The 25985-nt window shown below is 60.9% G+C and carries 22 protein-coding genes; 10 read left to right on the forward strand and 12 right to left on the reverse strand.

Translation table 11 applies throughout. The features are described 5' to 3' along the window. The 8 genes from narH to AB7M26_RS17335 all read left to right on the forward strand — a co-directional run bounded on the left by narH (position 1) and on the right by AB7M26_RS17335 (position 8193). Positions 1-1539, forward strand: coding sequence for a nitrate reductase subunit beta (gene narH / locus AB7M26_RS17300; protein WP_038982852.1), 1539 nt, complete (start codon positions 1-3; stop codon positions 1537-1539). A gap of 2 nt (positions 1540-1541) precedes the next feature. Further along, positions 1542-2297 carry a nitrate reductase molybdenum cofactor assembly chaperone gene (narJ, locus tag AB7M26_RS17305; protein WP_102614424.1) on the forward strand — a complete coding sequence of 252 codons (756 nt, stop codon included), beginning with the start codon at positions 1542-1544 and terminating at the stop codon, positions 2295-2297. Then, positions 2290-2970: a respiratory nitrate reductase subunit gamma gene (gene narI / locus AB7M26_RS17310; RefSeq protein ID WP_123495089.1), complete on the forward strand. Its 681-nt coding sequence runs from the start codon at positions 2290-2292 to the stop codon at positions 2968-2970. The genes narJ and narI overlap by 8 nt, the downstream gene beginning before the upstream one ends. Positions 2971-2980: 10 nt before the next feature. Further along, the gene (locus tag AB7M26_RS17315) at positions 2981-3940 is read left to right on the forward strand and encodes a peptidylprolyl isomerase (protein WP_123495088.1); all 960 of its coding nucleotides are present in this window, start codon (positions 2981-2983) and stop codon (positions 3938-3940) included. Between the two features lie 25 nt (positions 3941-3965). Then, on the forward strand, positions 3966-4958 hold the full coding sequence (moaA, locus tag AB7M26_RS17320; RefSeq protein WP_123495087.1) for a GTP 3',8-cyclase MoaA: 993 nt from the start codon (positions 3966-3968) through the stop codon (positions 4956-4958). A 327-nt stretch (positions 4959-5285) separates the two neighbouring features. Continuing rightward, positions 5286-7301, forward strand: a complete 2016-nt coding sequence (locus AB7M26_RS17325; RefSeq protein WP_123495086.1) for a ribonucleoside triphosphate reductase — start codon at positions 5286-5288, stop codon at positions 7299-7301. Positions 7302-7333: 32 nt separating this feature from the next. Further along, positions 7334-7501 (forward strand): anaerobic ribonucleoside-triphosphate reductase, encoded by a 168-nt coding sequence (gene nrdD, locus AB7M26_RS17330; RefSeq protein WP_017338867.1) that lies wholly within the window; start codon positions 7334-7336, stop codon positions 7499-7501. Further along, the gene (locus AB7M26_RS17335) at positions 7498-8193 is read left to right on the forward strand and encodes an anaerobic ribonucleoside-triphosphate reductase activating protein (RefSeq protein WP_176466953.1); all 696 of its coding nucleotides are present in this window, start codon (positions 7498-7500) and stop codon (positions 8191-8193) included. Before nrdD ends, AB7M26_RS17335 begins: the two co-directional genes overlap by 4 nt. Positions 8194-8208: 15 nt before the next feature. Here AB7M26_RS17335 and AB7M26_RS17340 read toward each other — a convergent pair whose 3' ends face one another. From AB7M26_RS17340 to AB7M26_RS17355, 4 genes are read right to left on the reverse strand one after another with little or no spacing between them, the layout of a single operon-like run. Beyond that, positions 8209-9588, reverse strand: coding sequence for a 4Fe-4S binding protein (locus AB7M26_RS17340; protein WP_123495085.1), 1380 nt, complete (start codon positions 9586-9588; stop codon positions 8209-8211). After that, positions 9576-10430, reverse strand: coding sequence for an FTR1 family iron permease (locus AB7M26_RS17345; protein WP_123495084.1), 855 nt, complete (start codon positions 10428-10430; stop codon positions 9576-9578). The genes AB7M26_RS17340 and AB7M26_RS17345 overlap by 13 nt, the downstream gene beginning before the upstream one ends. A gap of 22 nt (positions 10431-10452) precedes the next feature. Next, positions 10453-10785, reverse strand: a complete 333-nt coding sequence (locus AB7M26_RS17350; RefSeq protein WP_218396222.1) for a cupredoxin domain-containing protein — start codon at positions 10783-10785, stop codon at positions 10453-10455. Next, positions 10786-11316: an iron transporter gene (locus tag AB7M26_RS17355; protein WP_038982871.1), complete on the reverse strand. Its 531-nt coding sequence runs from the start codon at positions 11314-11316 to the stop codon at positions 10786-10788. A 206-nt stretch (positions 11317-11522) separates the two neighbouring features. Between AB7M26_RS17355 and AB7M26_RS17360 the strand changes: the two genes are divergently transcribed. Then, the gene (locus tag AB7M26_RS17360) at positions 11523-11768 is read left to right on the forward strand and encodes a DUF3079 domain-containing protein (protein WP_123495082.1); all 246 of its coding nucleotides are present in this window, start codon (positions 11523-11525) and stop codon (positions 11766-11768) included. A 71-nt stretch (positions 11769-11839) separates the two neighbouring features. Here the strand turns inward: AB7M26_RS17360 and AB7M26_RS17365 are convergent, their stop codons facing one another. From AB7M26_RS17365 to AB7M26_RS17400, 8 genes are all read right to left on the reverse strand, one after another. Beyond that, complete coding sequence (locus AB7M26_RS17365) at positions 11840-12514, reverse strand: polysaccharide lyase family 7 protein (protein WP_123495080.1); 675 nt, start codon at positions 12512-12514, stop codon at positions 11840-11842. 485 nt (positions 12515-12999) lie between these two features. Then, positions 13000-13545, reverse strand: coding sequence for a DUF4410 domain-containing protein (locus AB7M26_RS17370; protein ID WP_123495079.1), 546 nt, complete (start codon positions 13543-13545; stop codon positions 13000-13002). A 108-nt stretch (positions 13546-13653) separates the two neighbouring features. Further along, on the reverse strand, positions 13654-14445 hold the full coding sequence (locus tag AB7M26_RS17375) for an XRE family transcriptional regulator (protein ID WP_123495078.1): 792 nt from the start codon (positions 14443-14445) through the stop codon (positions 13654-13656). A 311-nt stretch (positions 14446-14756) separates the two neighbouring features. Then, complete coding sequence (locus AB7M26_RS17380; protein ID WP_123495077.1) at positions 14757-17852, reverse strand: efflux RND transporter permease subunit; 3096 nt, start codon at positions 17850-17852, stop codon at positions 14757-14759. Next, positions 17849-18961 carry an efflux RND transporter periplasmic adaptor subunit gene (locus tag AB7M26_RS17385; protein WP_123495076.1) on the reverse strand — a complete coding sequence of 371 codons (1113 nt, stop codon included), beginning with the start codon at positions 18959-18961 and terminating at the stop codon, positions 17849-17851. The genes AB7M26_RS17380 and AB7M26_RS17385 overlap by 4 nt, the downstream gene beginning before the upstream one ends. Positions 18962-18991: 30 nt before the next feature. Continuing rightward, positions 18992-20506 carry an efflux transporter outer membrane subunit gene (locus tag AB7M26_RS17390; protein ID WP_123495417.1) on the reverse strand — a complete coding sequence of 505 codons (1515 nt, stop codon included), beginning with the start codon at positions 20504-20506 and terminating at the stop codon, positions 18992-18994. 117 nt (positions 20507-20623) lie between these two features. Beyond that, entirely contained in the window at positions 20624-20839 is a 216-nt protein-coding gene (locus tag AB7M26_RS17395; RefSeq protein WP_123495075.1) for a hypothetical protein, read from the reverse strand. Positions 20840-21091: 252 nt separating this feature from the next. Next, on the reverse strand, positions 21092-23989 hold the full coding sequence (locus AB7M26_RS17400; RefSeq protein WP_123495074.1) for an AAA family ATPase: 2898 nt from the start codon (positions 23987-23989) through the stop codon (positions 21092-21094). 336 nt (positions 23990-24325) lie between these two features. On the opposite strand from AB7M26_RS17400, the gene mhpA reads away from it, so the two are divergent. Further along, positions 24326-25984 carry a bifunctional 3-(3-hydroxy-phenyl)propionate/3-hydroxycinnamic acid hydroxylase MhpA gene (gene mhpA / locus AB7M26_RS17405; RefSeq protein WP_123495073.1) on the forward strand — a complete coding sequence of 553 codons (1659 nt, stop codon included), beginning with the start codon at positions 24326-24328 and terminating at the stop codon, positions 25982-25984. Position 25985 lies beyond the last annotated feature (1 nt).

Here is a 25985-nt window from a genome sequence, read left to right on the forward strand (position 1 = left end):
ATGAAGATTCGCTCACAAATCGGCATGGTTCTGAACCTGGACAAGTGCATCGGTTGCCACACCTGTTCGATCACCTGCAAAAACGTCTGGACCAGCCGCGAAGGCATGGAATACGCCTGGTTCAACAACGTCGAATCGAAACCCGGGATCGGCTATCCGAAAGAATGGGAAAACCAGGACAAGTGGAAGGGCGGCTGGATCCGCAACGCCAACGGCACGATCAACCCGCGCATCGGCGGTAAATTCCGCGTGTTGGCGAACATTTTCGCCAACCCGGACCTGCCGAGCCTCGACGATTACTACGAACCGTTCGATTTCGATTACCAGCACCTGCACACCGCGCCGCTGGGCGAGCATCAGCCCACTGCGCGTCCGCGCTCGCTGATCTCCGGCAAGCGCATGGAAAAAATCGAATGGGGCCCGAACTGGGAAGAGATCCTCGGTACCGAATTCGCCAAGCGTCGCAAGGACAAGAACTTCGACAAGATTCAGGCGGACATTTACGGCGAATACGAAAACACGTTCATGATGTATTTGCCGCGCCTGTGCGAGCACTGCCTCAACCCGACGTGCGCGGCATCGTGCCCGAGCGGGGCGATCTACAAGCGCGAAGAAGACGGCATCGTCCTGATTGACCAGGAGAAATGCCGTGGCTGGCGGATGTGCATCAGCGGCTGCCCGTACAAGAAAATCTACTTCAACTGGAAGAGCGGCAAGTCCGAGAAGTGCATCTTCTGCTACCCGCGGATCGAAGCCGGGATGCCGACCGTTTGCGCCGAAACCTGTGTCGGACGCATCCGTTACCTCGGCGTGCTGCTGTATGACGCCGACCGCATCAGCGAAGTGGCGAGCACCGCCAATGAGCAGGACCTGTACGAGAAACAACTGGAGATCTTCCTCGATCCGAATGACCCGGCAGTGATTCGTCAGGCCCTGGCCGATGGCGTACCGCAGTCGGTGATCGATTCAGCCCAGCGTTCGCCGGTCTACAAAATGGCCGTGGACTGGAAACTCGCACTGCCGCTGCACCCGGAATACCGCACCTTGCCGATGGTTTGGTACGTGCCGCCGCTGTCGCCGATCCAGAACGCTGCCACTGCCGGCACCGTCGGTATGAACGGGGTGATCCCGGATGTCGACAGCCTGCGTATTCCACTCAAGTACCTGGCCAACCTGCTGACGGCGGGCGATGAAAAACCGGTCAAGCGTGCGCTTAAACGCTTGCTGGCGATGCGCGCCTACAAACGTTCAGAGCAAGTCGACGGGGTTCAGGACCTGCAAGTGTTGAAGGACGTCGGCCTGAGCGTGGCCCAGGTCGAGGAGATGTATCGCTACCTGGCGATCGCCAACTATGAAGACCGCTTTGTGGTACCGAGCGCGCACCGTGAAGACGCCATGAGCGACGCCTTTGCCGAACGCTCCGGTTGCGGCTTCAGTTTCGGCAGCGGCTGCAGCGGCAGTTCCGACACCAACATGTTCGGTGCGAAGAAAGCCAACCGCCGCGACATCCTGAAAACCGTCCAGTTGTGGGAGGAATGAGCATGCAAATTCTCAAAGTGATTTCGCTGCTGCTCGATTACCCGACCGAGACGCTGATTGGCGGTCGCGACGAACTGGAGAAAGCGATCATCCAGTCACGGGAAATCAGCCCTAAACAGCGCGGCGCGTTGTTCGAATTGCTCGAGCTGATCTGCGCCAATGACCTGATGGACGGGCAGGAGCACTACGGTGCGCTGTTCGGCCGGGGGCGCTCGCTGTCGCTGTTGTTGTTTGAGCATGTGCACGGCGAGTCCCGCGACCGTGGTCAGGCGATGGTCGACATGATGGCGCAATACGAAGAAGCCGGTTTTGCCATCGGCGTCAAAGAGCTGCCGGACTATATCCCGCTGTACCTGGAGTTCTTGTCCACCCGCGAAGACATCGAGGCTCGCGAGGGTCTGGCGGATGTTTCGCACTTGCTGGCCTTGCTCGCCGCACGTCTGGAAGAGCGCGAAAGCGCCTATGCCAGCTGCTTCCGCGCGCTGCTGCAAATCGCCGGGGCCGAGCCGCATCAAGCGGTCGCCGACCTGCGGGCGCAAGTCGCGGCGGAGCCTCGCGACGACTCCCTCGAAGCCCTCGACAAGATCTGGGAAGAGGAGGCCGTGGACTTCCTCCAGGCCGAACAGCAGGACCGTTGCAGTTCATTGCCTAGCGCGCCGGGCAAGGCTCGGGAAGAAAGCGCGGTGCCGTTGCACTGGGTGGATTTTCAGCATGAAGGGTTGGCCGCCGCGCCAGCCAAGGAGGTCGGTAATGTCTAAATGGAATCTGTTGTTGTTCGGGGTCTATCCCTACGTCGCTTTGGCCATTTGCCTGATTGGCAGTTGGGCACGCTTCGACCTGTCGCAATACAGCTGGAAGGCAGGTTCGAGCCAGATGCTCAACCAGCGCGGGATGCGCGTGGCGAGCAACCTCTTTCACGTCGGTGTGTTGTTCGTGCTGGCCGGGCACTTCGTTGGCCTGCTGACCCCAGCGTCGGTTTATCACCACGTGATAAGCACCGAGAACAAGCAGTTACTGGCCATGGTGTCTGGCGGGTTCTTTGGCCTGCTGTGCTTGATCGGCTTGCTGATGCTGGTCAATCGGCGGCTCACCGATCCTCGGGTACGCGCCACCTCCAGCCCTTCAGACATCCTGATTCTGCTGGTGCTGCTGGCGCAGTTACTGCTGGGGCTGCTGACGATTGCGGCGTCCACCGCACATATGGACGGCTCAGTGATGGTGATGCTCGCCGACTGGGCGCAGAACACCGTGCTGTTGCGGCCGATGGAAGCGGCGGCGGCTATCGCGCCGGTCGGGCTGACTTACAAGCTGCACGTGTTTCTCGGTTTGACCTTGTTTGTGCTGTTCCCCTTCACCCGTCTCGTACACATGATCAGCGCACCGATCTGGTACCTGGGGCGTCGTTATCAAATCGTTCGTCAGAAGTACTGAGGAGACAATCATGTCAGGTGGATGTGGATGTGGTGGTGGTAACGGCGGCAGCGGTGGCTGCGGGTCTTCCAAAAAAGCCGAGGACGTTCTCGACATCGCGCCGGTCGCAGAGGCGCAGTTTGAAGCACTCCCGGTTGAGCCGGCGGCTGCCGATGACGCCCCGGCGCAGTTGATCGCCAGCAGCGAGCAGGAGTGGCCGATCGTCAGCGTCAACGAGGTGTCGATCACGCCGGAAGCGATGGCCCAGGAGCTGCAATATCACCCGGCCGAGAGCCGTGAGGACGCGGTGTACCTGGCCGCCCGGGCGTTGGTGATCCGCGAGTTGTTGCAGCAGCGCATTGCCGAACTCGGCGTGTCGATGGAGATCGGTGCCGGCGAGAACGAAGAAGAAGCGGCCACGCGCTTGTTGCTCGAACGCGAGGTGCACGTACCGCAGTGCGACGAGGAAACCAGTCTGCGTTACTACGAAAACAATCGCGGGCGCTTTCACAGCGCACCGTTGCTGGCGGTTCGGCACATCCTGCTCGAGTGTGCGCCGGATGATGTCGAGGCGCGCGCCGTTGCCCATGATCAGGCGGAAGTTCTGCTGCAACGTCTGGAAGACTTTCCCGGCAGTTTCGCCGAGCTGGCCGTGAAGTATTCGGCCTGCCCGTCGAAGGCCCAGGGCGGTTCCCTGGGGCAGATCAGCAAGGGTCAGACCGTGCCCGAACTGGAGCGTCAGCTGTTCACCCTGGCGCCGGGCCTGGCCAGCAAACCGCTGGAAAGTCGCTACGGCTGGCACGTGGTCAGTGTCGATCAGCGGATCGAAGGTATGCCGTTGCCCTATGAAGTGGTGTCGACGGCGATTCGCACGCAGTTGCAGCAAGGCGTCTGGCAAAAAGCGCTGGTGCAGTACCTGCAAACCCTGATCGGTGCGGCGGATATTCGCGGTATCCACTTGCAGGGCGCCGACTCACCGCTGGTGCAGTGAGCATCGAGGCAAACCGGGAGATGTGATGAACGCTGTAATGCAGGATGGCTTTGGACGGCAGATCGATTATCTGCGGATGTCGGTGACGGACCGGTGTGATTTTCGCTGTGTGTATTGCATGGCGAAAAACATGACCTTCCTGCCGCGTCAGCAGGTGCTCACGCTGGAAGAGTTGCAGCGTCTGGCAACGCTGTTCGTCGGGTTGGGCGTACGCAAAATCCGCCTGACCGGCGGCGAGCCGCTGATTCGTCCGGGCATTGTCGAACTGTGCCGCAACATCGCCGCGCTGCCCGGTTTGCGCGAACTGGTGATGACCAGCAACGGCTCGCAACTGAGCCGCCTGGCCCGGCCATTGGCAGAGGCGGGGGTCAAGCGGATGAACATCAGCCTCGATAGCCTGGACGGGCAGAAGTTTCGTGCGATCACCCGCATCGGCGATCTCGATCAGGTGCTCAACGGCATCGAAGCGGCGCGGGACGCGGGGTTTGAGCGGATCAAACTCAACTGCGTGGTGATGAAAGGGCGCAACTTCGATGAAGTCCCGGCGTTGGTGCAATACGCCATCGATCAGCGCATCGATATCAGTTTCATCGAAGAAATGCCCTTGGGCGACGTCGGGCGTTCCCGGGGCGAATCGTTTTGTTCCAGCGACGAAGTGCGGGCGCTGATCGCCAGCCAGCATCGGTTACTCGACAGCACTGAAAACAGCGGCGGACCTGCGCGCTACGTGCGCCTGGAACGCCATCCCGATACCCGGATCGGTTTCATTTCGCCCAACAGTCACAACTTCTGTGGCAGCTGTAATCGGGTGCGGATGACGGTTGAAGGGAAGCTGTTGCTTTGTCTGGGGCAGGACGACGCGCTGGATTTAAGAGGATTGCTGCGGCGTTATCCGCTGGATGACCAGCCCGTGATCAACGCCGTGCAGAAGGCCTTGCGCGGCAAGCCATTGCGCCACGATTTCAGTCCCGAAGGGGAGGTGCAGATTGTGCGGTTCATGAACATGAGTGGGGGTTGAGCTGATCTATTAAGGAAAGAGTTTGCCAAACACAATACTTGTGGCGAGGGAGCTTGCTCCCGCTGGGTTGCGAAGCAACCCTAAATGAGGCACCACGATTATCCAGACAAATTGAGTGTGCAGGATTACGACCGCTTCGCGGCCGAGCGGGAGCAAGCTCCCTCGCCACAGTGTTCGCACCGGATTTCCCTTCACCGCCTCCGGGCGGTTTTTTTCACCGCCAAATCTTGATATCGATCAATTGCAGATCAGCCCTTTGTCCGTAGTCTTCACTGCATGTTGTGTTTGTTTGTCTATAAACATCTATATGTAGTATCTGGAGGCCGAATGCAGAGCACGCTGATCTCAGTTGGATGTAACCGCTTGCACAAGCGTGATGGCAGTCTGGTCGCCTTCGATGCGGACAAGATCCGTCAGGCGTTGATCGCCGCCGGCAAGGCTACGGGGGAGTACACCGAGGTTGAGGTTGAAGGTTTGCTTCAGGCGGTACTCGCTCAGCTGGACGGACTGCCAAGGCTGCATGTCGAGCAGATCCAGGATCGTGTCGAACGGGTGTTGATGGACGCCGGTTTCTTCTTCGCCATGCGGGCCTACATCGTCTACCGCGAACAACACGGGCGTTTGCGTCGGGACCGCCGGACCATGGTCGAAGTGGCGACCTCGATGAACGAGTACCTGGACCGTGAAGACTGGCGGGTTCAGGCCAATGCCAATCAGGGCTATTCACTGGGTGGGCTGGTGTTGAACGTGTCGGGCAAGGTCACTGCCAACTACTGGCTGGACGAGGTGTACAGCGAGGCCATCGGCCAGGCCCACCGCGAGGCGGACTTGCATGTGCACGACCTGGACATGCTCGCCGGTTACTGCGCCGGGTGGTCGCTGCGCACCCTGTTGCACGAAGGGCTCAACGGTGTGCCGGGGCGTGTTGAAGCCGGTCCGCCGAAGCACTTGAGCAGCGCTTTGGGGCAGATGGTGAATTTCCTCGGCACCCTGCAAAACGAATGGGCCGGTGCTCAGGCATTCAGCTCCTTCGACACCTACCTGGCGCCTTATGTGCGCAAGGACCAGCTGAGTTATCAAGAGGTGCGCCAGGCGATCCAGGAGTTCATCTACAACCTCAACGTGCCGTCGCGTTGGGGCACCCAGACGCCGTTCACCAACCTGACTTTCGACTGGGTGTGCCCGCAGGATTTACGCGAGCAGATTCCCATCATCGGCGGGGAGGAAATGCCGTTTGCCTATGGCGACCTGCAGGTCGAAATGGACCTGCTCAACCGCGCCTACATCGAAGTAATGCAGGCCGGCGATGCGAAAGGGCGAGTGTTCACCTTTCCGATCCCGACCTACAACATCACCCATGATTTTCCGTGGGACAGTGAAAACGCCGACCGTCTGTTCGAGATGACCGCGCGTTACGGCCTGCCGTACTTCCAGAACTTCCTCAATTCGGATCTGCAGCCCAATCAAGTGCGTTCGATGTGCTGCCGGTTGCAGCTGGATGTGCGCGAGTTGCTCAAGCGTGGCGGCGGTTTGTTTGGTTCGGCGGAACAGACCGGGTCGCTCGGCGTGGTGACCATCAACTGCGCCCGTCTGGGTTATGTGTTCAAGGGCAACACCAGTGGTTTGTTGCAGCGCCTGGACGCATTGATGGAGCTGGCGATGGAGAGTCTGGAGGTCAAGCGCAAAGTCATTCAGCACCACATGGACGCCGGTTTGTACCCGTACACCAAGCGTTACCTGGGCACCTTGCGCAACCATTTTTCCACCATCGGCCTCAACGGCTTGCATGAAATGCTGCGCAATTTCAGCGGCGACGAGGAGGGCATGCACACCGAGCACGGCCGGCAGTTTGCCCTGAAGATGCTCGATCATGTGCGTGCCACGTTGCTGCGATTCCAGGAAGAAACCGGCCACATGTACAACCTGGAAGCGACGCCGGCCGAGGGCACGACCTACCGCTTCGCCAAGGAAGACCTCAAGCGCTATCCCGACATTCTCCAGGCCGGCAGTGTGCAGGCGCCGTATTACACCAACTCCTCGCAACTGCCCGTGGGCTACACCGAAGACCCCTTCGAGGCCCTGGAACTTCAAGACGAACTGCAATGCAAATACACCGGCGGCACGGTCCTGCACCTGTACATGGCCGAGCGAATTTCCTCGACCCAGGCCTGCAAGCAATTGGTGCGAAAAGCCCTTGGCCGCTTCCGCCTGCCGTACCTGACCGTGACCCCGACGTTCTCCATCTGCCCGGTGCACGGCTACCTCGATGGCGAGCATGAGTTCTGCCCCAAGTGCGACGAAGCACTGCTGCTGCAAGAGCAGAAGCTCGGCACCGTTCATTGATTTCGATCCACTCAACCGCAAGGAGCTTCATCATGACTGCATCGCAAACACTGCCCCAGGCTCAACGTCAACGCTGCGAAGTCTGGACTCGGGTGATGGGCTATCACCGTCCCGTGTCGGCGTTCAATCCGGGTAAACAGTCGGAGCACCGCGAGCGGGTGCACTTCACTGAAAGCGCGGCACTGGCCGGGCGCCAATGAGTCGAATGCTTCGGGTCGGGGGCATGGTGCCCCTGACCACTATCGACTATCCGGGACAGCTCGCCTGCGTGCTGTTTTGCCAGGGTTGCGCCTGGCGTTGTCGTTATTGTCATAACCCGCAGCTGATTCCCCCTCGTGGCAGTGAGGAAGTGGATTGGCGGCGGGTGTTGGCATTTCTGCAACGTCGTCAGGACCTGCTTGATGCCGTGGTGTTCAGCGGTGGTGAGCCAACCTTGCAGGATGGTTTGCTCGGCGCCATGGATGAAGTGCGGGACATGGGATTTCGCATCGGCTTGCACAGCGCCGGCATCAAGCCTGCTGCATTTGCCAAGGCATTGACCGGAGCGGATTGGGTCGGTTTCGATGTCAAGGCGTTGCCCGAGGATTGCCAGGCCATCACCCGGGTCGAGGGCAGCGGGACCGCCAACTGGCGCAGCCTCGAGCATCTGCTGGCCAGTGGTGTCGATTACGAATGTCGCACCACCGTGCATTGGCATCTGTTCGAGCCGGCGCGTCTGCTGATTCTGGCCAAACGCTTGAATGCGCTCGGCGTCAAACGCTTTGCCGTGCAACTGGTTCGCACCGAACGGATGTTCGATCCGCTGCTGCCAAGCGTGTCGGCTCAAGCATTGCTGCCAGAGTTGTGGGAGGCCATGCGCGAGTTGTTTCCAGCCTTCGTGCTGCGGGGGTAACGGGGGCTGGGGAACTCAAGCCCAGCCCCAGAATTGCAACCACCAGCCAAATCCCACCATGCTTTCGGCCAGGAGCAGGCAAGCGATGGCGGACCCGCGTCGTACCTGGGAAAGACCTTCGCGACTCAGCCGTTTCCAACCCAGTAGCAGGCTCCAGCCCATCGCGGCCAATAACAGACAGGCCCTGGCCGGTTGTACCCACTCCAGCAGCAGACCTTCATAACGCAGTAATTTGACGGTGGTGGCCGACAGCCCGAGAAACAGGCCGGCACCCCCCAGGGGCGTGAGTGTCAGCGCCAGGGGCCAATACAGTGTGCGATCTCTCGCCAGTCGGGCCGTCAGACGCAGAAGCAGCATCAACGCCGTGCCGAGCACAATCGAACTCAAGCTCAGGTAAGCGACGATGCTGAAACCGTCGAGCCAGCTGAAGCTGTCGTTGAGCTGCGGGTAATGGGTGAGCAGCCACCAGGGAGCGTTGTCCTGCAGGGCCCAGAGTTGGTCGTGTTCGACCAGCCACTGAGCCAAGTGTTGTTTGAGAGCGACAAACCATGGGCTGACCGTCCACTGAAACGCGCCCATGGCCAAGCCGATCACGCCGAACAGCAGCAAGCGTGTATCCCAAGGGGACAGCGTCTGTGCCGTCGCGTGAAGAATCTCCTGATTGCTGGAGCGGGCGATCAGTTGAACGGCCCCGCGCTGCCCGCTGCAGCGTCCGCAGGCGTGGCAATCACTGGCGCCTTGCAGGCGGCGGATATCGAGCAGGGGTGCGCAGTTGGGCGGCGGCAGGCGCGGTGCGGCATTTTCTAGCCAGCGTTGTTCATCGACCTGAAAGTGCACAGGGGCCAGCCGGGCGAGTAGGGCGAAAACGCCGCTGACCGGGCACAGGTAACGGCACCAGACTCGCTTGCCCCGGGCGAACAACAACCCGACGATGACCGCTGCGACGGTCGAACCGCCCAGAATCAACAGCGCGGCCTGGGCGTAGTCATAGACGCTGATCAACTGGCCGTAGAGGGTCGTCAGGCAGAACGCCAAGGTTGGCCAGCCGCCCCAGCGCAACCAGCGCGGCACACCCAGGCCTTTACCGTAATGGCTGGCCCATTCGCTGAGCGAACCTTCCGGACACAAAACGCCACACCAGAGTCGGCCGAAGAACACCATCGACAGCAACACGAACGGCCACCAGATCCCCCAGAATAGAAACTGCGCGAGCAAGGTCAGGTTGTCGAGTATCCGTGCCTGGCTGTCTGGCAGGGGCAACAGCGCCGGGGTCACCAACAGCACCGCGTAAAACACTACAACAGCCCACTGCACCGCACGGATGACGGGTGCATGGCGACGCATCCCGTCGCCCAGACGCTGGAGCCATCGATTGCGTCGGCTCAGGTCGGGCATGGCAGGTTTTCCGCAGTCCGTTGCCGTAGCCAGCCGCCGACGGCCAGCCAATAACCGATCCACACCAACAAGGTCAGGCCACTGGGGCTTGCCCGATAACCGGCGAACCCGGCAAGAAAACCACCCAATCCGTGGCTGTCGTTCAGCAACGTGCTGCTGTCCCAAAGCGCTTCGCCAACGAGGCTGTAAACCACGTCCGGCAAATCCAGGGCGAGCAGTTGGCCGCCGATTCGTTCGGTCCCGCTGACCAGCAACGCTGCGCCGAGCATGAGCAGGATAACTTCGCTGATGGCAAAGAATCGCTGCCATGAAATGAATCGGCGACTGCTGTGCAGCAGCGTGATGGTCAGCGCCGACAGCACCAGTCCCAACACGCCGCCGACGGCAAACAAACCGAGCTGCGGACCGCGCAACCGGGCGCCGGCGCCATAGAGAAAAACCACCGTTTCGCTGCCTTCGCGGCTGATTGCGAGCATGGCCAGCAGTAATAGACCTGCGCCCCCTTGTCGAGCCAGGTGGCTATCGGCGTGTCGTCGCAAATCGTGGTTGAAGGTGCGCCCGTGGCGATGCATCCAGCCCACCATCTGCACCATCAACAAACTTGCAACCAGTGCGAGTGCGGCCTGGAACCATTCGCTGGCCGACCCGTTCATGGCCTCACCGGCAAACAGAATCAACACCGCCAGCAGGCCCGAGAGCATCAACCCCAGCACCACACCCGCCCAGAGGAATTTGACCAGACGATTACGTTGGCCTTGCTGGCTGGCCCAAGCCTGGAGAATACCGATCACCAGCAACGCCTCGACGCTTTCGCGCCAGACGATGAACATTGATTGATTCATGGAAGCTCCGTGCGCTAACAGGTTATTTCGCGAGGATGCCGCCCTCGGGCAATTGCGGATTGAACTCGTCAAAAAAGGGGTAGTGACCGGGCCTCAGGGGGTGAATGACCACGAAGGTCGTCACGCCCGGCGACAGGACTTTTTCAACCCGCAACGGCGTGCTCTCGAACTCGGCCGGACCTTGGCCGGCGTTCTTCAGAACGATCTTGAAGCGCTGTCCGGCCGGCACCTCCAGCAAGGCAGGGGTGAAGTGGCCATCGCGCAGAACCAGTTCGTAGCTCGGCAACTCGGCATGGGCCGTCAACGGTGCAACTGTTCCGGCCACAATCAGCCAGGCAAGATGCAGGCGCTTCATTCAATAGCCGCCTTTTTTACCGATGCCGGCATAGATGAATTCGTAGTGCAGTTCGCAGCGTTCAAACCAGGGAGCGACACCGGTTTCCTTATCGGTGTGGCGCCCGAGGGAGCCATGACCGCCGGGTGGCAGGACGGTGAACGTCAGCTGATATTTACCGGGGCCAAGCAGCTTTACGTTGTCGCCATAGTGCGGACCGTCGTTGGCCACCATGGCGTGGAAATCGCCTTTGATCTCGGGGTCGCTGCCGTGTTTTTTCAGGTTGAAAGAGACGTTCAGGTAGGGGACGAAACTGCCTTCCTGAAAGCCCTGCCGATTGTCCGCAGTGGCGCGAATGTCAGCTTCCAGGTGGACGTCGGAATCCGCGGTGGCGCGCATCATCCCCGCAGGTGCCATTTCTATCGGCTGCAAATACACCGCCCCGACTTCCAGCCCGGGACACAACTGTGGTTCCCCGATCGGGTATTCCTTGGCGTGAGCCAGTGGTGTGAGCAAGAGCAGGGCGAGTGATAGCGAAAAAGGGGTACGCATAATAGCTTCCTGAACACCGATGAGAAGGAGCCCGAGTCTAGGAAGCTTTGCTGCGAACAATAATGATTGTTATCAAGTTTTGAGTAATTAAACGGTTGGCTCAGGATGGCGCAGGGGGCTCGATGCCGGTTCTTGATATGTATCAAGGCTGGCATTGCGCAAGGGCTGTAGGTTGGAAAAACGCCACTCAATGATCGGAGATCGGCATGGCCAAGAACTTCCCCGTCAACCCCAAGCACCCCGAACGGATCTGTTGGGGATGCGACCTGTATTGTCCGGCGAAGTCCCTGGCATGCGGCAATGGTTCCGAACGGACGATGCATCCGGCGGAGATGTTTGGAGAGGATTGGCACGTGCCTGGCGACTGGGGCCTTGATGCGGTCATTACTACAGACAAGGTGGTGGATGACTTCCAGTCGTTGCACGATGATACGCTGCACGTAAAGAGTTGATCCGGCCGCTTTTCGTAGGAGCCAGCGGTGCGTCGATCGCCGCACGGCTGGCTCCTACAGGCTGCGCGATATCAAACGTGGGTGATGGAAAGGTCGCTGATGATGCACACCGAACCGTCTTCGGGGTCGGTGGTGTCGGAGTAATCGATCTGGTTGTACACACCGCCGTGGAAGGCCAGCGTTTTCGTGTCCCAGGTGTTGTCGAGGCGCATGATTGCGGAGGTCGATTTGACGCCGTTACAGCTCGCCGAAACGGAGACCGCGCCATTCGAATTGGCGTGAATGTTGATTTTGAAAAGGGCGCCGAGCGGCACGTTTTCCAGAACCGTGGAGTTCACCGGGTCTTCTTGAAGATAACTCGACCGGAACCCCATGGTGATTCGGCCTTTGTTCCAAAACACTTTCACCGGTGGTCGCTCTGAGCCCTGCACATGAATCTGGCCGATCACGACCTTCTGCAGCGAGTTGACCTTCGTCAGGCGCATTTCTTGGCGGTTCCAATGGTCAGCAGCGCTGGCGAACAGCCAATAACCCGGCTCTTTCCACTCGCAGCGGGTGCGGTGCGTGCTTTTGCTCGAAGCGCCGAGCGTCGGCGCCGTCATTTGCAGCGAACCATCTGGAAGCATCGAAATGACTTCCGGGCATTCAAGCAGCGCCCGCCAGCCGATGAGCTCAAGTGCGATGGGGTTGGTCTCGGAGATAGGAAGCGGTGTTGCGATTGTGTAGTTGCTGATGTCTACGGTCATGGTCATTTTCCTTAATTCATGTTGATGTCACCTTTTGCTCCGTTGAGCCTTTCGCTTTTGATGTAGGCCTACATCCCACTGCCCACTCGATGAATGGGCAGAAGTGATGCTTTCGTTGTTGCTCGCGTCCGGTTCCGGGTCATGCATCGGTTCGGTCAACCACATCGTCCACCATCGCAGATCTAAAGAGCGGTACGACTTGCGATCCTTGAAGATAAAAGTAGCAGTGCTTATTTTTAATGTAAATAGCACTGCTAATAATATTTTGGTTGAGCGTAGAAACACCTGCGCTAGGCGCAATGCTGTTCACTTAAGAGAGTCTTGAGTCAGTGAGAAACCTGTGGCGAGGGAGGCATGCTCGCGCTTGAGTGCGCAGCACTCACAAAATCCGGTGATTGTTATCGGATTTTTGGGGCCGCTACGCAGCCCAGCGTCGGAACGCCGCCCGGAGCAAGCTCGCTCGCCACAAAGGCTTAACTGTCGGGTTACTTCGCCTTGGCGTTTTTAATGTCGCTTATGATTTGCTGCGCAATAGCTTCAACCTGCTCTTTGGTCATGGCTGACATGACACCCTCCCACGCAGACGATGACGTGTCATAGGTCCGGGTGCCAATCAGGCGGCCCGACTTCAAGTCTGAGTAATCTGCGCTTGAGTTGACCCAGGCGTTACCGACCATCACGCCCGCGCCGTAGCGCGCACCTGGCGTCAGGTATCGAAAGTTGGTCACGTTGATCTTGATGTCCACACCGTCTTTGCCAGAGGAGCTTAATGCCTGAGTCTCAGTAAGGCTGTAGCCCGCTCGAGTAGCTTCGTTTTGCAGGGCCGCATTCCATTCCTGTTTTAAGCGAGGCCAGTCTTCGTTCTGCAGAACCTTGCTATTCCCTTGGAAATTTACGACCAGGTTTTGCTTGGCTGATTCTTGGATAGCCAGCGTTTCAGTGCCGCCGCTTTTAACGGAAGCAGCACAGCCGCTCAGCAGCGAGATGGCAATGGCGCATGATAGGGAGAACAAAAGCTTAGGGTTTTTCATTGAATTTCCGTATCCATAAAGAGTGGGTTGCTTTCATAAAACTGCTGACCGTCGCCAGTCCGGGCACATCATTGCGTATACATCGCCCACCGGGCATGTGAACGTCAATCAGCGGGCAAACATTCCCCACCAGAACACGTGGCCCAGGATCACGATTTGCTGTTCCTGAACTTCTGCAAAGGTGTAGTCCTCATCCGGATGCTCGTCGCGATTGAAGCTGCGCAGGCGGATGCCCGTCGGTAGGCGGTAAACCTGCTTCACCCGTAGCTGACCGTTGTGGTTGATGGCGTACATGTCGCCGTCAACGATATCGCCCAGTGAGCTCTTGCCGACGTCGATGCCCACGGTTGCGCCGTCACGCAGCACTGGCAGCATGCTGTTGCCGCTGACAACCACGCACTTCGCGTTGCTGAACTGAACGCTGTTATGGCGAAGGTCTTTCTTGAAAAAGCGCAGCCGGGCAGTGTCGCTTTCCTCAATCACGAAACGGCCTGATCCGGCTGCCAGTTCCACTTCGCGCAGGAAGGGAACGTAGACTTCATCGTCATCCAGGGGCGTGTCGTCATCCCAAGGTTCGATGTCCGACATCAATACGCTTGGCTGGATGCGCTCGGAAAGCTGGACGCTGGCAACGGTCGACATCAGGCGTGGGCTCACTTCGCTGGCATCGAAGCGCAAGGCTTTTGCCAGTTTCAGGAGTGCCTCGACGTTCAGTGGAACCTTGCCGGTTGCGTACTGACTGAAGGCGCTTTGGCCAGACCATCCGCAAGCCTCAGCCACATCCGCTTGAGTGAGATTTGATCCAGCCGCTTTGGCGGCAGACTTTCGCTGGTCGTAAATAGCCTTGAGCCTGGTGCTCTCGGCGACTTCTTCAGGGGTAAGGGGGCGGCGTGTTTTCATGGTGACAAGGGTATTAGCAGAACTGATATTTCTGCAAGTAGCGCTGCTAGTAGTTTTCGACTGATAAAAGCAACTCTGCTGCTCTACGTGGCAGGTGGCTGCTCGGGGCGCTCCTTGTGCGTCCTGTAGCCGTCGACGCGCCATAAACAGGGGTAGCGGGGGCTTGCCGTTGTCAGTGGGAATAGCCGCGAGGAGGCGAAAGAAAGCAGGTTTCGCAGAACCTCGCGGCTGACCTCTGTTGTTTTCAGAAACGGCGCTGAGCAAGCCTTTCTAATAGCGGTGAGGTCCGGAACACAGTGTCACGGCATACATCACTCAGAAGCGAGTGCGGCATCCTCCCGTACCTGTTGGCTGTCAGCGGCCGGCTGGCGACCCACCTTGAACCAGGCGGCGTATAACGCCGGGACGAAGAAGATCGTCAATAGCGTCGCCACGGTAAGGCCGCCCATGATCGCAATTGCCATCGGCCCCCAGAACACACTGCGCGTCAGCGGGATCATTGCCAGCACGGTGGCCAGCGCCGTCAGCATCACTGGACGGGCCCGGTGAATGGCGGCATCCAGCACCGCATTCCACGGGTCGCGCCCTTCGGCGATTTCGGTTTGCACCTGATCGATCAGGATCACCGAGTTGCGCATGATCATGCCACCCAATGCGATGATGCCCAGGATTGCGACGAAGCCCAGCGGCGACTGGAACACCAGCAGCGCCGGCACCACACCGATCAGGCCCAGCGGTGCGGTCAGCACCACCATCCACATGCGAGAGAAGCTCTGCAGTTGCAGCATAAGCAACAGCAGGATGCTGATCAGCATCAGCGGGGCCACCGCCAGCAGTGCCTTGTTGGCCTTGTCACTTTCCTCCACCGCGCCGCCCACGTCGATGCGGTAGCCCGACGGCAGCTTCGCTTCGATATCCTTGAGCAACGGCTGGATCTCCTGCGTCACCGATACACCTTGTTCGCCATCCTTCACGTCGGCACGCACCGTGATCGCCATATCGCGGTTGCGGCGCCACAGCACTGGCTCTTCCAGTTCGGAGCGCACCTGTGCGACTTGCGACAACGGCACCACCGTGCCCTGGCGGGTGTAGAGGTTGATGTCTTTCAGTGTGTCGAGGCTCAAGCGCTCCTCAGGCACGGCACGGGCGACGATGTCGATCAGGTCCTCATGCTCACGCAGCTGCGACAGGGTTGCGCCGTTCATCACGGTCTGGGTCGCCAGCGACACATCGGTCGGCGTGAGGCCCAGCGCGCTCGCCTTGTCCTGATCAAGTTCCACTTTCAGGGTACGCACCGGATCGTTCCAGTCGAGCTGCAGGTCGCGCACCTTCGGGTTGGACGCAACCACCTTCTCCACGTCGCGGGCGATTTGGCGTACTACCTGGGTATCGGGGCCGACGACGCGAAACTGTACCGGGTAGCCGACAGGCGGCCCCAACTCGAGCCGGGTCACGCGCACCCACGCCTGCGGGAATTGTTGGTCGGCCGAGGTCACCAGCCGCTCACGCACCCGCTCGCGTGCATCCAGGTCCTTGGTCATTACAACGAACTGGGCGAATCCCGGATTTGGCAGCTCGGGGTTGAGCGAGAGATAGAAGCGCGGTGCGCCGGCGCCGGTGTAGGCGGTATAGAAACGCACGTCCTCGTCCTTCGCCAGGATCTCCTCCATGTGCTTGACCTGCTCGGTCGTCGCGGCGAACGAGGAACCTTCCTTGGCGCGCAGGTCAATGACCAGTTCAGGACGCGAACTGTTGGGGAAGAATTGCTGCGGCACTAGCTTGATACAGGCCAGAGCAAGCACCAGAGCGCCAAACGTCGCACCGATGACCACCCAGCGACGCTCGATGGCGGCGTCGATCAGGCGGCGCAGGGTCCGGTAGAACTTCGTGTCGTACAGATCACCATGCTGGTGCTTGCCCAAGTCGTTGGGCAGCATCTTGACCGCCAGGTACGGCGTGAAGATGCCGGAACAGATCCACGAGAACAGCACCGCGGCGCCGACGATCCAGAAAATGCCACCCGCGTACTCGCCGGTGGTGGACTTCGAGAGGCCGATCGGCAGGAAGCCCACGACGGTGATGAGTGCGCCGGTCAGGCGCGGCATGGCGGTGGACTGATAGGAGAAGGCGGCCGCCTTTACGCGGTCCATACCGGTTTCCATCTTCGCCACCATCATCTCGATGGCGATGATGGCGTCATCCACCAGCAATCCCAATGCGATAATCAGCGAGCCGAGCGAGATACGCTCCAGGTTCCAGCCCATCGCCAGCATCACCAGCGCTACGCCGCCCAACACCAGCGGCACTGTGGTCGCGACCACAAGGCCAGCGCGCCAGCCCAGGCTGGCCAGGCTCACTGCGATCACGATGATCAGCGCCTCAGCCAGCGCGTGCGCGAAGTCGTGGATAGCATCCTTCACCGTGGTGGGCTGGTCGGCCACGAGCTCCAGCTCCACACCATGCGCAAGTTCCGACTGGATCTTGGCGACTGCCGTGTCCATCGCCTTGCCAAGGTCCACGATGTTGCCGTCGCTGGTCATCGTGATGCCGAGCATCAGCACTGGCTGGCCGTTGTGGCGCACTGTGTAGGTCGGCGGATCCTCAAAGCCACGTGTAACGGTCGCAATGTCGCCGAGCTTGATCTGCCGGCCGCCTGCGGAGATGGGCATGTTGCGGATAGCCTCTTCGCTGGCGAATTGGCCGCTCACGCGCACCATGACGCGGTCGCCGCGGGTGTCGATCTGACCTGCGGGCAACAGGGCGTTCTGGCTCTTGAGGCTTTCGGCGATGGCCAACGGTGTAATGCCCAGCGCTGCCAGGCGCTCGTGCGAGAACTCAACGTAGACACGCTTGGCTTGCTTGCCGATGACATCGATCTTCTTGACCATCGGCACCTTCAGCATGCGGCGCTTGATGTCCTCGGCCGCGTCCGACAGGTCGGCGTGACCGACACCGTCGCCCTTGACCGCGTACATCAGGCCATACACGTCGCCGTATTCGTCGTTTACGATCGGGCCGATCACACCGTCAGGCAGCTCGCGGCTCAGGTCGTTGAGTTTCTTGCGCGCCTGATACCAGGCCTCGCGCTGGTCAGCCTTGGAGGTGCCGCCGCGCACGGTGAGCGTCATGCCCGCGTAGCCTTGCCGCGCGTAGGTGACCACCTTCTCGAAGTTGTCGATCTGCTCGAATTTCTTCTCCATGCGGTTGAGAACCTGGTCCTGCATCTGCTGAGCGGTGGCGCCCGGCCAGATGACCATGGCGGTCATGGAGGGCACGGAAAAGTTCGGATCCTCGAGCTGACCGAGCCTGGTGAAGCTGAAGGCGCCGGCCACTGCGACAATGAGGAGCATGAACAGGACGATGGCGCGATGGCGCAGCGCCCAGTTGGTGAGGTTGAAGTTGTTCATCGGGCGGCCTGCTGCGTGATGTTCGCGTCAACAATCGCCGCGCCGGGAAGCGCGACCTTAAGTCCCGAGGCCATCTTCTGCACCCCGGCGGTAACGACCAATGCACCGGCCTGCGGCCCGGAGACGAGCACCTCGTCGTTGCGGTAGCCCAGCACCGCCACCTGCACCAATTCGACGACGCCGACCGGATCCTTGCCCACGGGCGTGACCACCCACAGGGCAGGCTGGCCGCCGCTTTGCGTCAGTGCCGTGGCTGGCACCGCTGCCACCGAGACACTGGTCATTACGCGCTCGGCCGTTACCGTGGCAGTGGCACCCAGCGGCAGCGCCTGCATCGGCTTGAGCCGCGCGCGATAGGTGCGCGTTTGCGCCGCAGCCTGGGGCGACAGCTCACGCAGCGTGACATCGAAGATCTCGTTCGGCGCACTGGCCAGCGAGGCCTTGAAACGCGCCTCCTTGAAGACGGACAGCTGATCCTCGGGCACATCGACAACGATCTCGGATTCATCGGGATTCGCGATCGAGACAACCGGTTGGCCCTCAGCCACGACTTGCCCGGTCTCAACGCGAACAGCCGTGACGACGCCGCTACGCGAGGCGCGCAGCACGGTGTATTTGAGCCGGTTGCGCGCGAGCTCAAGCTTTCGCGCCTCGGCCTCGGCGGTCGCATGCGCAGTCTGGGCATTTGTATGCGCACGCTCGTCATCGGCCGCACTGACCGAGCCGTCAGCCTTCAGCGCGGTCAGGCGCTGGCGGTCCGAATCGGCCTGGCGTGTCTGCTCGGCGGCAACCGCCCACTGTTGTCGAGACGCTTCTTCAGCGAGGCGGTAGTCGCTGTCATCCAGCACAGCCAATATGCTGCCTTCGCGTACAAACTGGCCTACATCGACGTTGCGCTGGGCGACTTTGCCGCCCACGCGGAAGGCCTGGTCGACTTCATGTCGCGACTGTACGGTGCCCACGTAGCGACTGATGTCGCGGGCATTGTCGTAGCTGATTTCAACGGTGCGTACTGGTCGTGGTGCCTGAACGGTCGGCTGATCCGGGCTGCACGCGGACAGCATGACGGCTACGGCCAAGGCGCCGGCCGCAGTAAGGGAGGTTTTCAAGGCGGTTCCTCTTTGAAAAACGGCAGTTTCTTAGGAAAGTGGTGGCCGGTCGGCTGTGGTGGCTGCGGTGGGAGTAGCGGGTTGTTCGAACACCTGCCAGCCCCCGCCCAGTGCCTTGTAGAGCTGCACGCTATCGAGCAGCAGCCGGGTGTTGCTGTCGTTGGCATTCAGGCGCACTGCCAGGCGTGCCCGTTGCGCGTCGAGCAGCGGCAACAGGTCGATCTGCCCCCTGTCGTAGAGCGATTGCGCGTGGCTCAGTGCCGCCTCTGCGGACTCGGTGGCCGACTGCAATGACTGGGCGCGCTGACGCTCTTGCGTCTGCGTGACGAGGGCGTTCTCCACGTCTTCGAGTGCGCGCACAATGCCGTCCTCGGCGCGCAATAGCGCCTCACGCTGGCCGCTCTCGGCAACCTCGTTGATCGCGCGTGTGCGCCCGGCGTTGAAGATCGGCATCGCGAGCAGACCGGCCACGTTGGTGAAGCGTGCGGCGCCCAGGTCCAGACCGTTCAGCTCAAGACCCTGGCGGCCGTAGGATGCGCCGAGGAACAGCCGCGGGAACCACTCAGCCGCAGCTTGTTTACGGCGCGCATTGGCGGCATCGAGCTGCGCCATCAGCGCCAATACATCAGGCCGACGCTGTAGCAGGGTGGCGGGCTGCCCCTTGCGGGCCTCGGGCGCCACCGCGTTGCCACGGGAGGGCTGGATGCTCATGGCGTTAAAGGCCTGATCCCCGATCAGCACCGCGATGCGATGTCGCGATACGGCTGCCAGCGTCTCCAGCGGTGGGATTTGCGCGCGCGCCGATGCGGCATCGGTTTGCGCGCGCTCGACGTCGAAAGAGGTCGCCAACCCTACACGGTGGCGCGCATTAACCAGGCGCAGTGTTTCGTCCTGCGCCTTGGAGATCGCGCCTAATGTTTCGGCCTGGCGCAGTGCGCCAACCAGCGTGAAGTAGTTGCTGGCGATGTCGCTCATCACCAGCAGACGCACGCCGCGCACGCCGTCCTCCGCAGCCAGTGCCTCGGCCTCGGCCGCCGCTGCTCCAGCACGTAGGCGTCCGCTGAGGTCAAGTTCCCAAGAGACGTCCAGACCGGCGCCCACGGTCTCGGTATCTGGATAACCCTGCTTCTTGGCCGTGCTGTAGCCGCTGCTACGGTCGGAGCCGAAGGCGGACATTCCGACACTCGGAAAGAGCCAGGAGCGACTGATCGTCTCACCGGCACGAGCGGTGCGCACACGCTCGGCGGCGATCTTGATATCACGGTTTTCGCGCATCGCGCGGCGCACCAGATCCGTCAACACCGGGTCGTTGAACGTCTCCCACCACGCGGCTTCGGGTTCCATTTCGGAGGCCGTGCTTGCGGCGAACTTGGCCGGCAGGTCTACCGACGGCTTGGCGACCTCAGTAGAGCAACCGGTCAAGACCAGCGCGATAGACGCGGCGAGCGCCGCACCCACGACGATGCCGAACAGGCGTTCGGCATGTTGCAAGGGCGTCTGCCCGGCGTAGCGGGACAACGGAAGGGGAAGGGGACATCGCAGCATCGGATTGGACTCGTATAGATTCGAGGTGGCATCAGCGTAGGGCCCGGTATGCGCGAAGTCGTCAGCGAAACGTCGCCGTTCGGTCGCCATATCGAGCGCTCATTCATGTTGGAGGCGTCACTCGCCGTCGGCATTTGCCGCGTGCTCGTCGGCCGCCGACGTGAGGTCCGAGTCAATCGACTCCAGCAATTCCTCGGCAGACGAAAACTCGCGCTGACGCCCGGTGACCAGGTTTTCAAGGCGGCCCGCGAGGGCTCCGGGCGTGGCATCGCTACGCAGCTTCAGGACGTACGAGCGACGATTGGGGTACTTGGATTCAGGGTTCAGACTCATCACAGACCAGGGGGCAAGAAAATTCGACGACAGCGTAGACCGCGTCCCCTGGTCGAGTCGTAAGCGAAAGGTCAGACTTCGGTCGCGATAGCACCGCTCCCAGATCGGTGTCGTTCACCAATCCCTTGGTCAAAGCAGATACCTGCGGGAGCGAGCCTTCTCGCGATGGCGGCCGGTCAGCCAATATTGATGCTGAATGTACCGCCGTCATCGCGAGCAGGCTCACTCCCACAAGTTTGCGCCCTTAACTCATCAAGCCGACTTTGCGCCCTGAAGCAGCGAGCGCGCACGTTTCACCAGCTCGGTTCCCTCCGTTTCGGGCAACTGGTCAAGCAGCGCCGCCAGGGCCTGGCGGTCCTCGGTCGTAGCGTCGTGGTGCCCACACAGTTCGACTAACGCCTGCAGCTCCAGCCACGGTGCTTCCTGGGTGCGCGCCTCCTCAACCGCATGCCGCACCGCAATGTTGCCGGCATCGAGCCGGCCCTGCGTCCGCGCAATCGCTGCCTCCAGCAGCAACAATTGCGGCAGGTATACGCGCTCGCCCAGTTCTTCCCCAACGTGTAGGGCTTCCTGTAGTTCGACTCGCGCGGCATCGCAATCACCCGCCAGCAGCAACGCCTCGGCGGCGTAGCCGAGTACCTCGCTGGCACCGGAGCGCATGCCGAGTCCGGTGTGTTCTTCGTAGGCCTCGCGGATGCTGCGGTAGCCGTCGCGCGGTGCGCCGTTGCGCGCGTCGGCCCAGCCGCGCCACCAGCGGCAAGCCGTGCGCCCCAGTGCGAGCGAATACTCGTCGACCAATGTCTGCATGTCGTCAGCCAGCGCTGCCACACGCACAGGGTTTCCCATTCGCACTTCGATCAACACCTCCTGCCAGGTGGCGACCAGCCAGGTCATAGGCTGGCGAAGCGTTTGTGCGCGGTTGCGCGCCAGTTGCATATGAGCCCGGCCTTGCTCAACCAGGCCAGAACGCACGAGTTCTATGGCCAGCATGCCATGCAGCATGACCTGAGGATCGGCCGCAAAGATCTCGTTCGCCCCGATGTCCAGCGGCTCGGCGATTGCGAGTGCGCGCTCAAGCCATCGGCGGGTCGCCTGCGTGCGCCCCTGGAGATGGTGAACCTCGCCCTGCACGATGCACGCCACCAGCATGAGTGCTGGATCGTTTGCTTGGGTCGAGAGGGCTTCGGCGCGTTCCGCGACCGCCAGCGCCAACGTATAGTCGCCGCGCAGACCGAGCAGATAGCCGAATCCGTGCAGCAGGCGACCGCGCATCGGATGCTCGGGTACATCCGTTAGCCGCGTGTACGCGCGTTCGAACGCGTTCCTGGCTTCGCTGCCGACACCGAGCGTATGGAAAGCCGACACGCCTTGCAGCGTGGCCAAGGTAATTTCGAGCGTATCGCGCTCCATCCCTTCCGGCGCCTGCCACAGCAGGACCATCGCGCGCTCAGTGAGACCGAAGCACAAGGCTGGGCTGAAGTGCAGCAGCGCGGCTTCCGCGGCCTCGGCGTAGTAGTGCAGCGCGATCATCGGCTGCCGGGCCCGGTCGAAGTGCGTCGCCAGCTCCGAGGCAGCAACCGGCATGCCGGCCATGCGCTCGCGCTCGAGCGCAATGCCAACCTGGCGATGAAGGTGGGTACGCAATGAGCGCGGCGTGCGGTCGTACAGTACCTGGCGGAAGAGGGCATGGCGGAACGAGTAGGGTAGCTCCACCGTCTCTTCAAGTTCGGCGGCCCGCGACCGCGTGAGCCACACCTGCTCGCGCACCAGTTCCTCGCAGGCGTGGGCCACCGAAGCGAGGTCGCGTTCGAGGGCCAGCGAAACCGTCTCGACCCGGAACTCGACTCCGCATACCGCTGCCGCCGAGAGCAGCGCAAGCTGCTCCTGCCCGAGCTTGGTGATGTAGTGATCAATGATGGCCGCGAGGTTCTCGGGAACCGCCATCCCCGTCAGCCGGGCCTCGATGGTGGCGTCGTCGCCCGTTGTGTCCATCACTTCGCTGATGACTGACGAGACGAACAGCGGCACACCGTCGGTGCGCTCGTGCAGGGCACGCACGAAGGTTTCATCGCGGGCCAGAGAGGCTGAGCGCAGCGCGACATAGTCAGCGACCTCGGTTTCCGAGAACGGGTCGAGCACCACTTCCTCGCACAGACGTTGCAGGCGCAGTTCGTGGCGCAACGAGTTGAGTGGATGATCAAGCGCCACCACTTCGGCGACGCGGAAGCTCGCCAGCCACATAAGCCGCGTGCGGCCCCGTCGCCGCGCCACATAGTCGATGAGCTGGACCGTCGCTCGATCGCTCCAATGCAGGTCTTCGGTTACCAGCAACAGTGGCCGCTGCTCAGTGTAGCGGTCCAGCAGTTCGCCCATTTCCCGCAGCATGCGATCCGGACCGATGCCGGCAAGCTCGCGCCGCAATGCGTCTCGCTCTTGCGCGGTGCTCAGCCACGGCAGTTGCAGCAACCAGGTTGGTGCCACGGCGCGCAGCAGCGTCGGCAGGGTGGGGTCGCTGCGGCACAGATCGGCCAACGCTTCCAGCACCGGCAGGTACGGCTCGCCGGTGCCGTAGTGCTCCACGCAATGGCCACGTGCGCAGGCGATGTCACCAAGGCTGGCGAGGAAGTGTTCGATCAACGTGGTCTTGCCAATCCCCGGCTCTCCGGCAAGCCAGACCACTGCGCGTTGCCCTCCGTAAGCCCGCTCCCACGCGCGCTGCAGTTTTGAAAGTTTGTCGGTGCGACCAATGAATGGCGGCGACGGATACGCACCGGCCGCCGGCACCGTCGCGGATGCCGGCGGCATCGAAGGGGCAGGGGATGGCGCGGCGATGAAGCGATAGCCGCGCCGCGACACAGTCTCAATGAAGCGGGGCTGCCTGGGGTCATCGCCCAGCACCTTGCGCAGATCGCTGATGGCTGTCTTCAGCACCGAATCGCTGACGAACCGATGCCCCCACACGGCATCAAGCAAAGCATCTTTGGTCACCAGCGATCCGGGTTGGCGTGCAAGTGCGCACAGCAGAGTGAAGGGCGTTGGTGCCAACGCCACGGCTTCTCCGTTACGTAACAAGCAGGCGTTGGCTTCGTCGAGCTCGAACTCGACGAAGCAGAGCTGGACTGGGTTCGGATGAGGCTGCGGACGCGCCACGTTGGATTCCTGAAGACTAAAACATAGTTTCTAGCACTGGGCCATTACTCCAATAACAACGCTGATCGGCTCATAAGCCAAGCCTCGTCGGTCGGAAATCGATGCAGACGCTACCCGCTCTCCGTCGCGGGACAATTCGATGAGACGTTGCGACTGCGCAAGGCCCCCTGACACCTTCGGCACAGAACATAGAGCCTCATTCCGAGGCGGTAATGATCTTGAAATGGTAATGACGAAAATTTCAATATTGAAATATGTCTCAATTTTACATACCTTGACCTTGCCTGACGATGAGACCGGCGCGTCTCACCACTTCAATCACAACAAGGGCTCGAGATGAACAACAACAAAAAAGCTTCGCAACTGCCTCCCGCCGCCGTCGATGTGCTGGTCGTCGGTAACGGCCCGGTAGGGGCGACAATCGCGGCGCTGCTCGGCCGCTATGGAGTAAAGACACTGGTAATGGACAAGACCCATGAGGTCCTGCTAATGCCTCGTGCCATCGCTCTGGACAACGAGGCGCTTCGCATCCTGCAACTCGCCGGATTGTCGGAAGATGCTTTCGAGAAGATCGCTATCCCTGAAGTGAAGATGCATTCCCCGGTCCTCGGACAATTCAGTCGGGCCAACACCGCCGGGTGCATCGACGGCCACCCCAAACTGGTGACTTTCTATCAACCCGACCTCGAACACGCGATGCGTAAACAGGTTTCTGGGCTGAAGTCGGTGACCAGCCTGGGTGGCTTCGAGCTCGAGAATCTGGTCGAGGAATCGGATTGTGTCGTCGCCTCCGTGCGGGATCAGGACGGCCTTCTGCATTTCATTCGCGCCCGATACCTGATCGGTGCGGATGGTGCCAGCTCCAGGGTCAGGGCCTTGATTGGCCAGGAATTCGAAGGACAAACCTATGCAGAGGATTGGCTGATTGTCGATGTAAAAAACCGGCATAAGTCCGCCATTGATCACGTTGAGTTTCTCTGTGATCCACTGCGCCCAACGCCGCACATGCCTGCGCCCGGCGGAAGGGAGCGTTGGGAGTTCATGCTGCACCCAGGCGAATCCCGGGAAGAGCTGGAAAGCCCGGAAAGCATCGCCCGGCTGATTGCGCCATGGATCAATCCGCAGGCGCTGGAAATCGAGCGCAAGGCGGTGTATCGATTCCACGCGCGCTGCTGCAACAGGTTCAGCAAGGGGCGAGTTTTCCTTGTAGGGGATGCGGCCCACATTACTCCCCCCTTTGTCGGGCAAGGTCTCGTAGCGGGGCTTCGAGATGGCGCCAACCTCGCCTGGAAACTGGCCTGGGTCCTTCACGGCCAAGCCGCGCCTTCAGTACTCGATACCTATGACGTAGAGCGCCGCCCCCATGCCCAGGCGATGATCAATCTGGCAAAACTCATGGGCCGTCTGGTGATGCCAAGAAACAAGGTCGCCGCTTTCTTCATCCACGCAATGATGCGCGCGCTGGCGTTGACTCCCGCTTCCAGAAAGTACTTCGAACAACTGGACATCAAACCGAAGAACATCTTCAAAAACGGTCTGTTCATGCGTCATCGTCGTGGCGACAAACTGGTGCGTGGCAGCCTGTTTCCCCAGGCCTGGGTACGCAACACGCAACAGCAGATCCAACTGAGCGACGATGCGCTTGGACACAACCTGACCCTGGTCGGATTCGGTGTCGACCCGTTGTCGCTGCTGAGCGCTGCCGAGGTCTTTTCCTGGATACAGATGGGAGGCCACTTCTTGCAGATCGGACCCTGCGGTCAGCGCTCCGACAGCGCTTGCGACTTCATCGAAGACCTGAACCATGACATCCTGGCGCTGGCTGCCAAAGGCACGCTCGTCGCGATCCGCCCCGACCGTATCATCATGCATCACGCTCCCGGCGCACAGGCAGGCAGCCTGGTTCGAGACTGCCAGATCCTGATGGGTAGCGCCGATTCCACGGCCGACAACGTTTCCATTACCATAAACGAGCCTCCTCGATTAAGAGCGTGAA

The sequence above is a fragment of the Pseudomonas sp. F-14 TE3482 genome, from assembly GCF_053629455.1.

What these genes read in the sequence shown, in the direction of transcription:
- AB7M26_RS17395 (WP_123495075.1), bottom strand. Translation starts at nt 20,839, where the DNA reads ATGAGTCTGAACCCTGAATCCAAGTACCCCAATCGTCGCTCGTACGTC.
- AB7M26_RS17345 (WP_123495084.1), bottom strand. Translation starts at nt 10,430, where the DNA reads ATGAATCAATCAATGTTCATCGTCTGGCGCGAAAGCGTCGAGGCGTTG.
- AB7M26_RS17360 (WP_123495082.1), top strand. Translation starts at nt 11,523, where the DNA reads ATGGCCAAGAACTTCCCCGTCAACCCCAAGCACCCCGAACGGATCTGT.
- AB7M26_RS17380 (WP_123495077.1), bottom strand. Translation starts at nt 17,852, where the DNA reads ATGAACAACTTCAACCTCACCAACTGGGCGCTGCGCCATCGCGCCATC.
- AB7M26_RS17325 (WP_123495086.1), top strand. Translation starts at nt 5,286, where the DNA reads ATGCAGAGCACGCTGATCTCAGTTGGATGTAACCGCTTGCACAAGCGT.
- mhpA (WP_123495073.1), top strand. Translation starts at nt 24,326, where the DNA reads ATGAACAACAACAAAAAAGCTTCGCAACTGCCTCCCGCCGCCGTCGAT.
- narI (WP_123495089.1), top strand. Translation starts at nt 2,290, where the DNA reads ATGTCTAAATGGAATCTGTTGTTGTTCGGGGTCTATCCCTACGTCGCT.
- AB7M26_RS17365 (WP_123495080.1), bottom strand. Translation starts at nt 12,514, where the DNA reads ATGACCGTAGACATCAGCAACTACACAATCGCAACACCGCTTCCTATC.
- nrdD (WP_017338867.1), top strand. Translation starts at nt 7,334, where the DNA reads ATGACTGCATCGCAAACACTGCCCCAGGCTCAACGTCAACGCTGCGAA.
- narH (WP_038982852.1), top strand. Translation starts at nt 1, where the DNA reads ATGAAGATTCGCTCACAAATCGGCATGGTTCTGAACCTGGACAAGTGC.
- AB7M26_RS17355 (WP_038982871.1), bottom strand. Translation starts at nt 11,316, where the DNA reads ATGCGTACCCCTTTTTCGCTATCACTCGCCCTGCTCTTGCTCACACCA.
- AB7M26_RS17375 (WP_123495078.1), bottom strand. Translation starts at nt 14,445, where the DNA reads ATGAAAACACGCCGCCCCCTTACCCCTGAAGAAGTCGCCGAGAGCACC.
- AB7M26_RS17335 (WP_176466953.1), top strand. Translation starts at nt 7,498, where the DNA reads ATGAGTCGAATGCTTCGGGTCGGGGGCATGGTGCCCCTGACCACTATC.
- moaA (WP_123495087.1), top strand. Translation starts at nt 3,966, where the DNA reads ATGAACGCTGTAATGCAGGATGGCTTTGGACGGCAGATCGATTATCTG.
- AB7M26_RS17350 (WP_218396222.1), bottom strand. Translation starts at nt 10,785, where the DNA reads ATGAAGCGCCTGCATCTTGCCTGGCTGATTGTGGCCGGAACAGTTGCA.
- AB7M26_RS17370 (WP_123495079.1), bottom strand. Translation starts at nt 13,545, where the DNA reads ATGAAAAACCCTAAGCTTTTGTTCTCCCTATCATGCGCCATTGCCATC.
- AB7M26_RS17390 (WP_123495417.1), bottom strand. Translation starts at nt 20,506, where the DNA reads ATGCTGCGATGTCCCCTTCCCCTTCCGTTGTCCCGCTACGCCGGGCAG.
- narJ (WP_102614424.1), top strand. Translation starts at nt 1,542, where the DNA reads ATGCAAATTCTCAAAGTGATTTCGCTGCTGCTCGATTACCCGACCGAG.
- AB7M26_RS17315 (WP_123495088.1), top strand. Translation starts at nt 2,981, where the DNA reads ATGTCAGGTGGATGTGGATGTGGTGGTGGTAACGGCGGCAGCGGTGGC.
- AB7M26_RS17340 (WP_123495085.1), bottom strand. Translation starts at nt 9,588, where the DNA reads ATGCCCGACCTGAGCCGACGCAATCGATGGCTCCAGCGTCTGGGCGAC.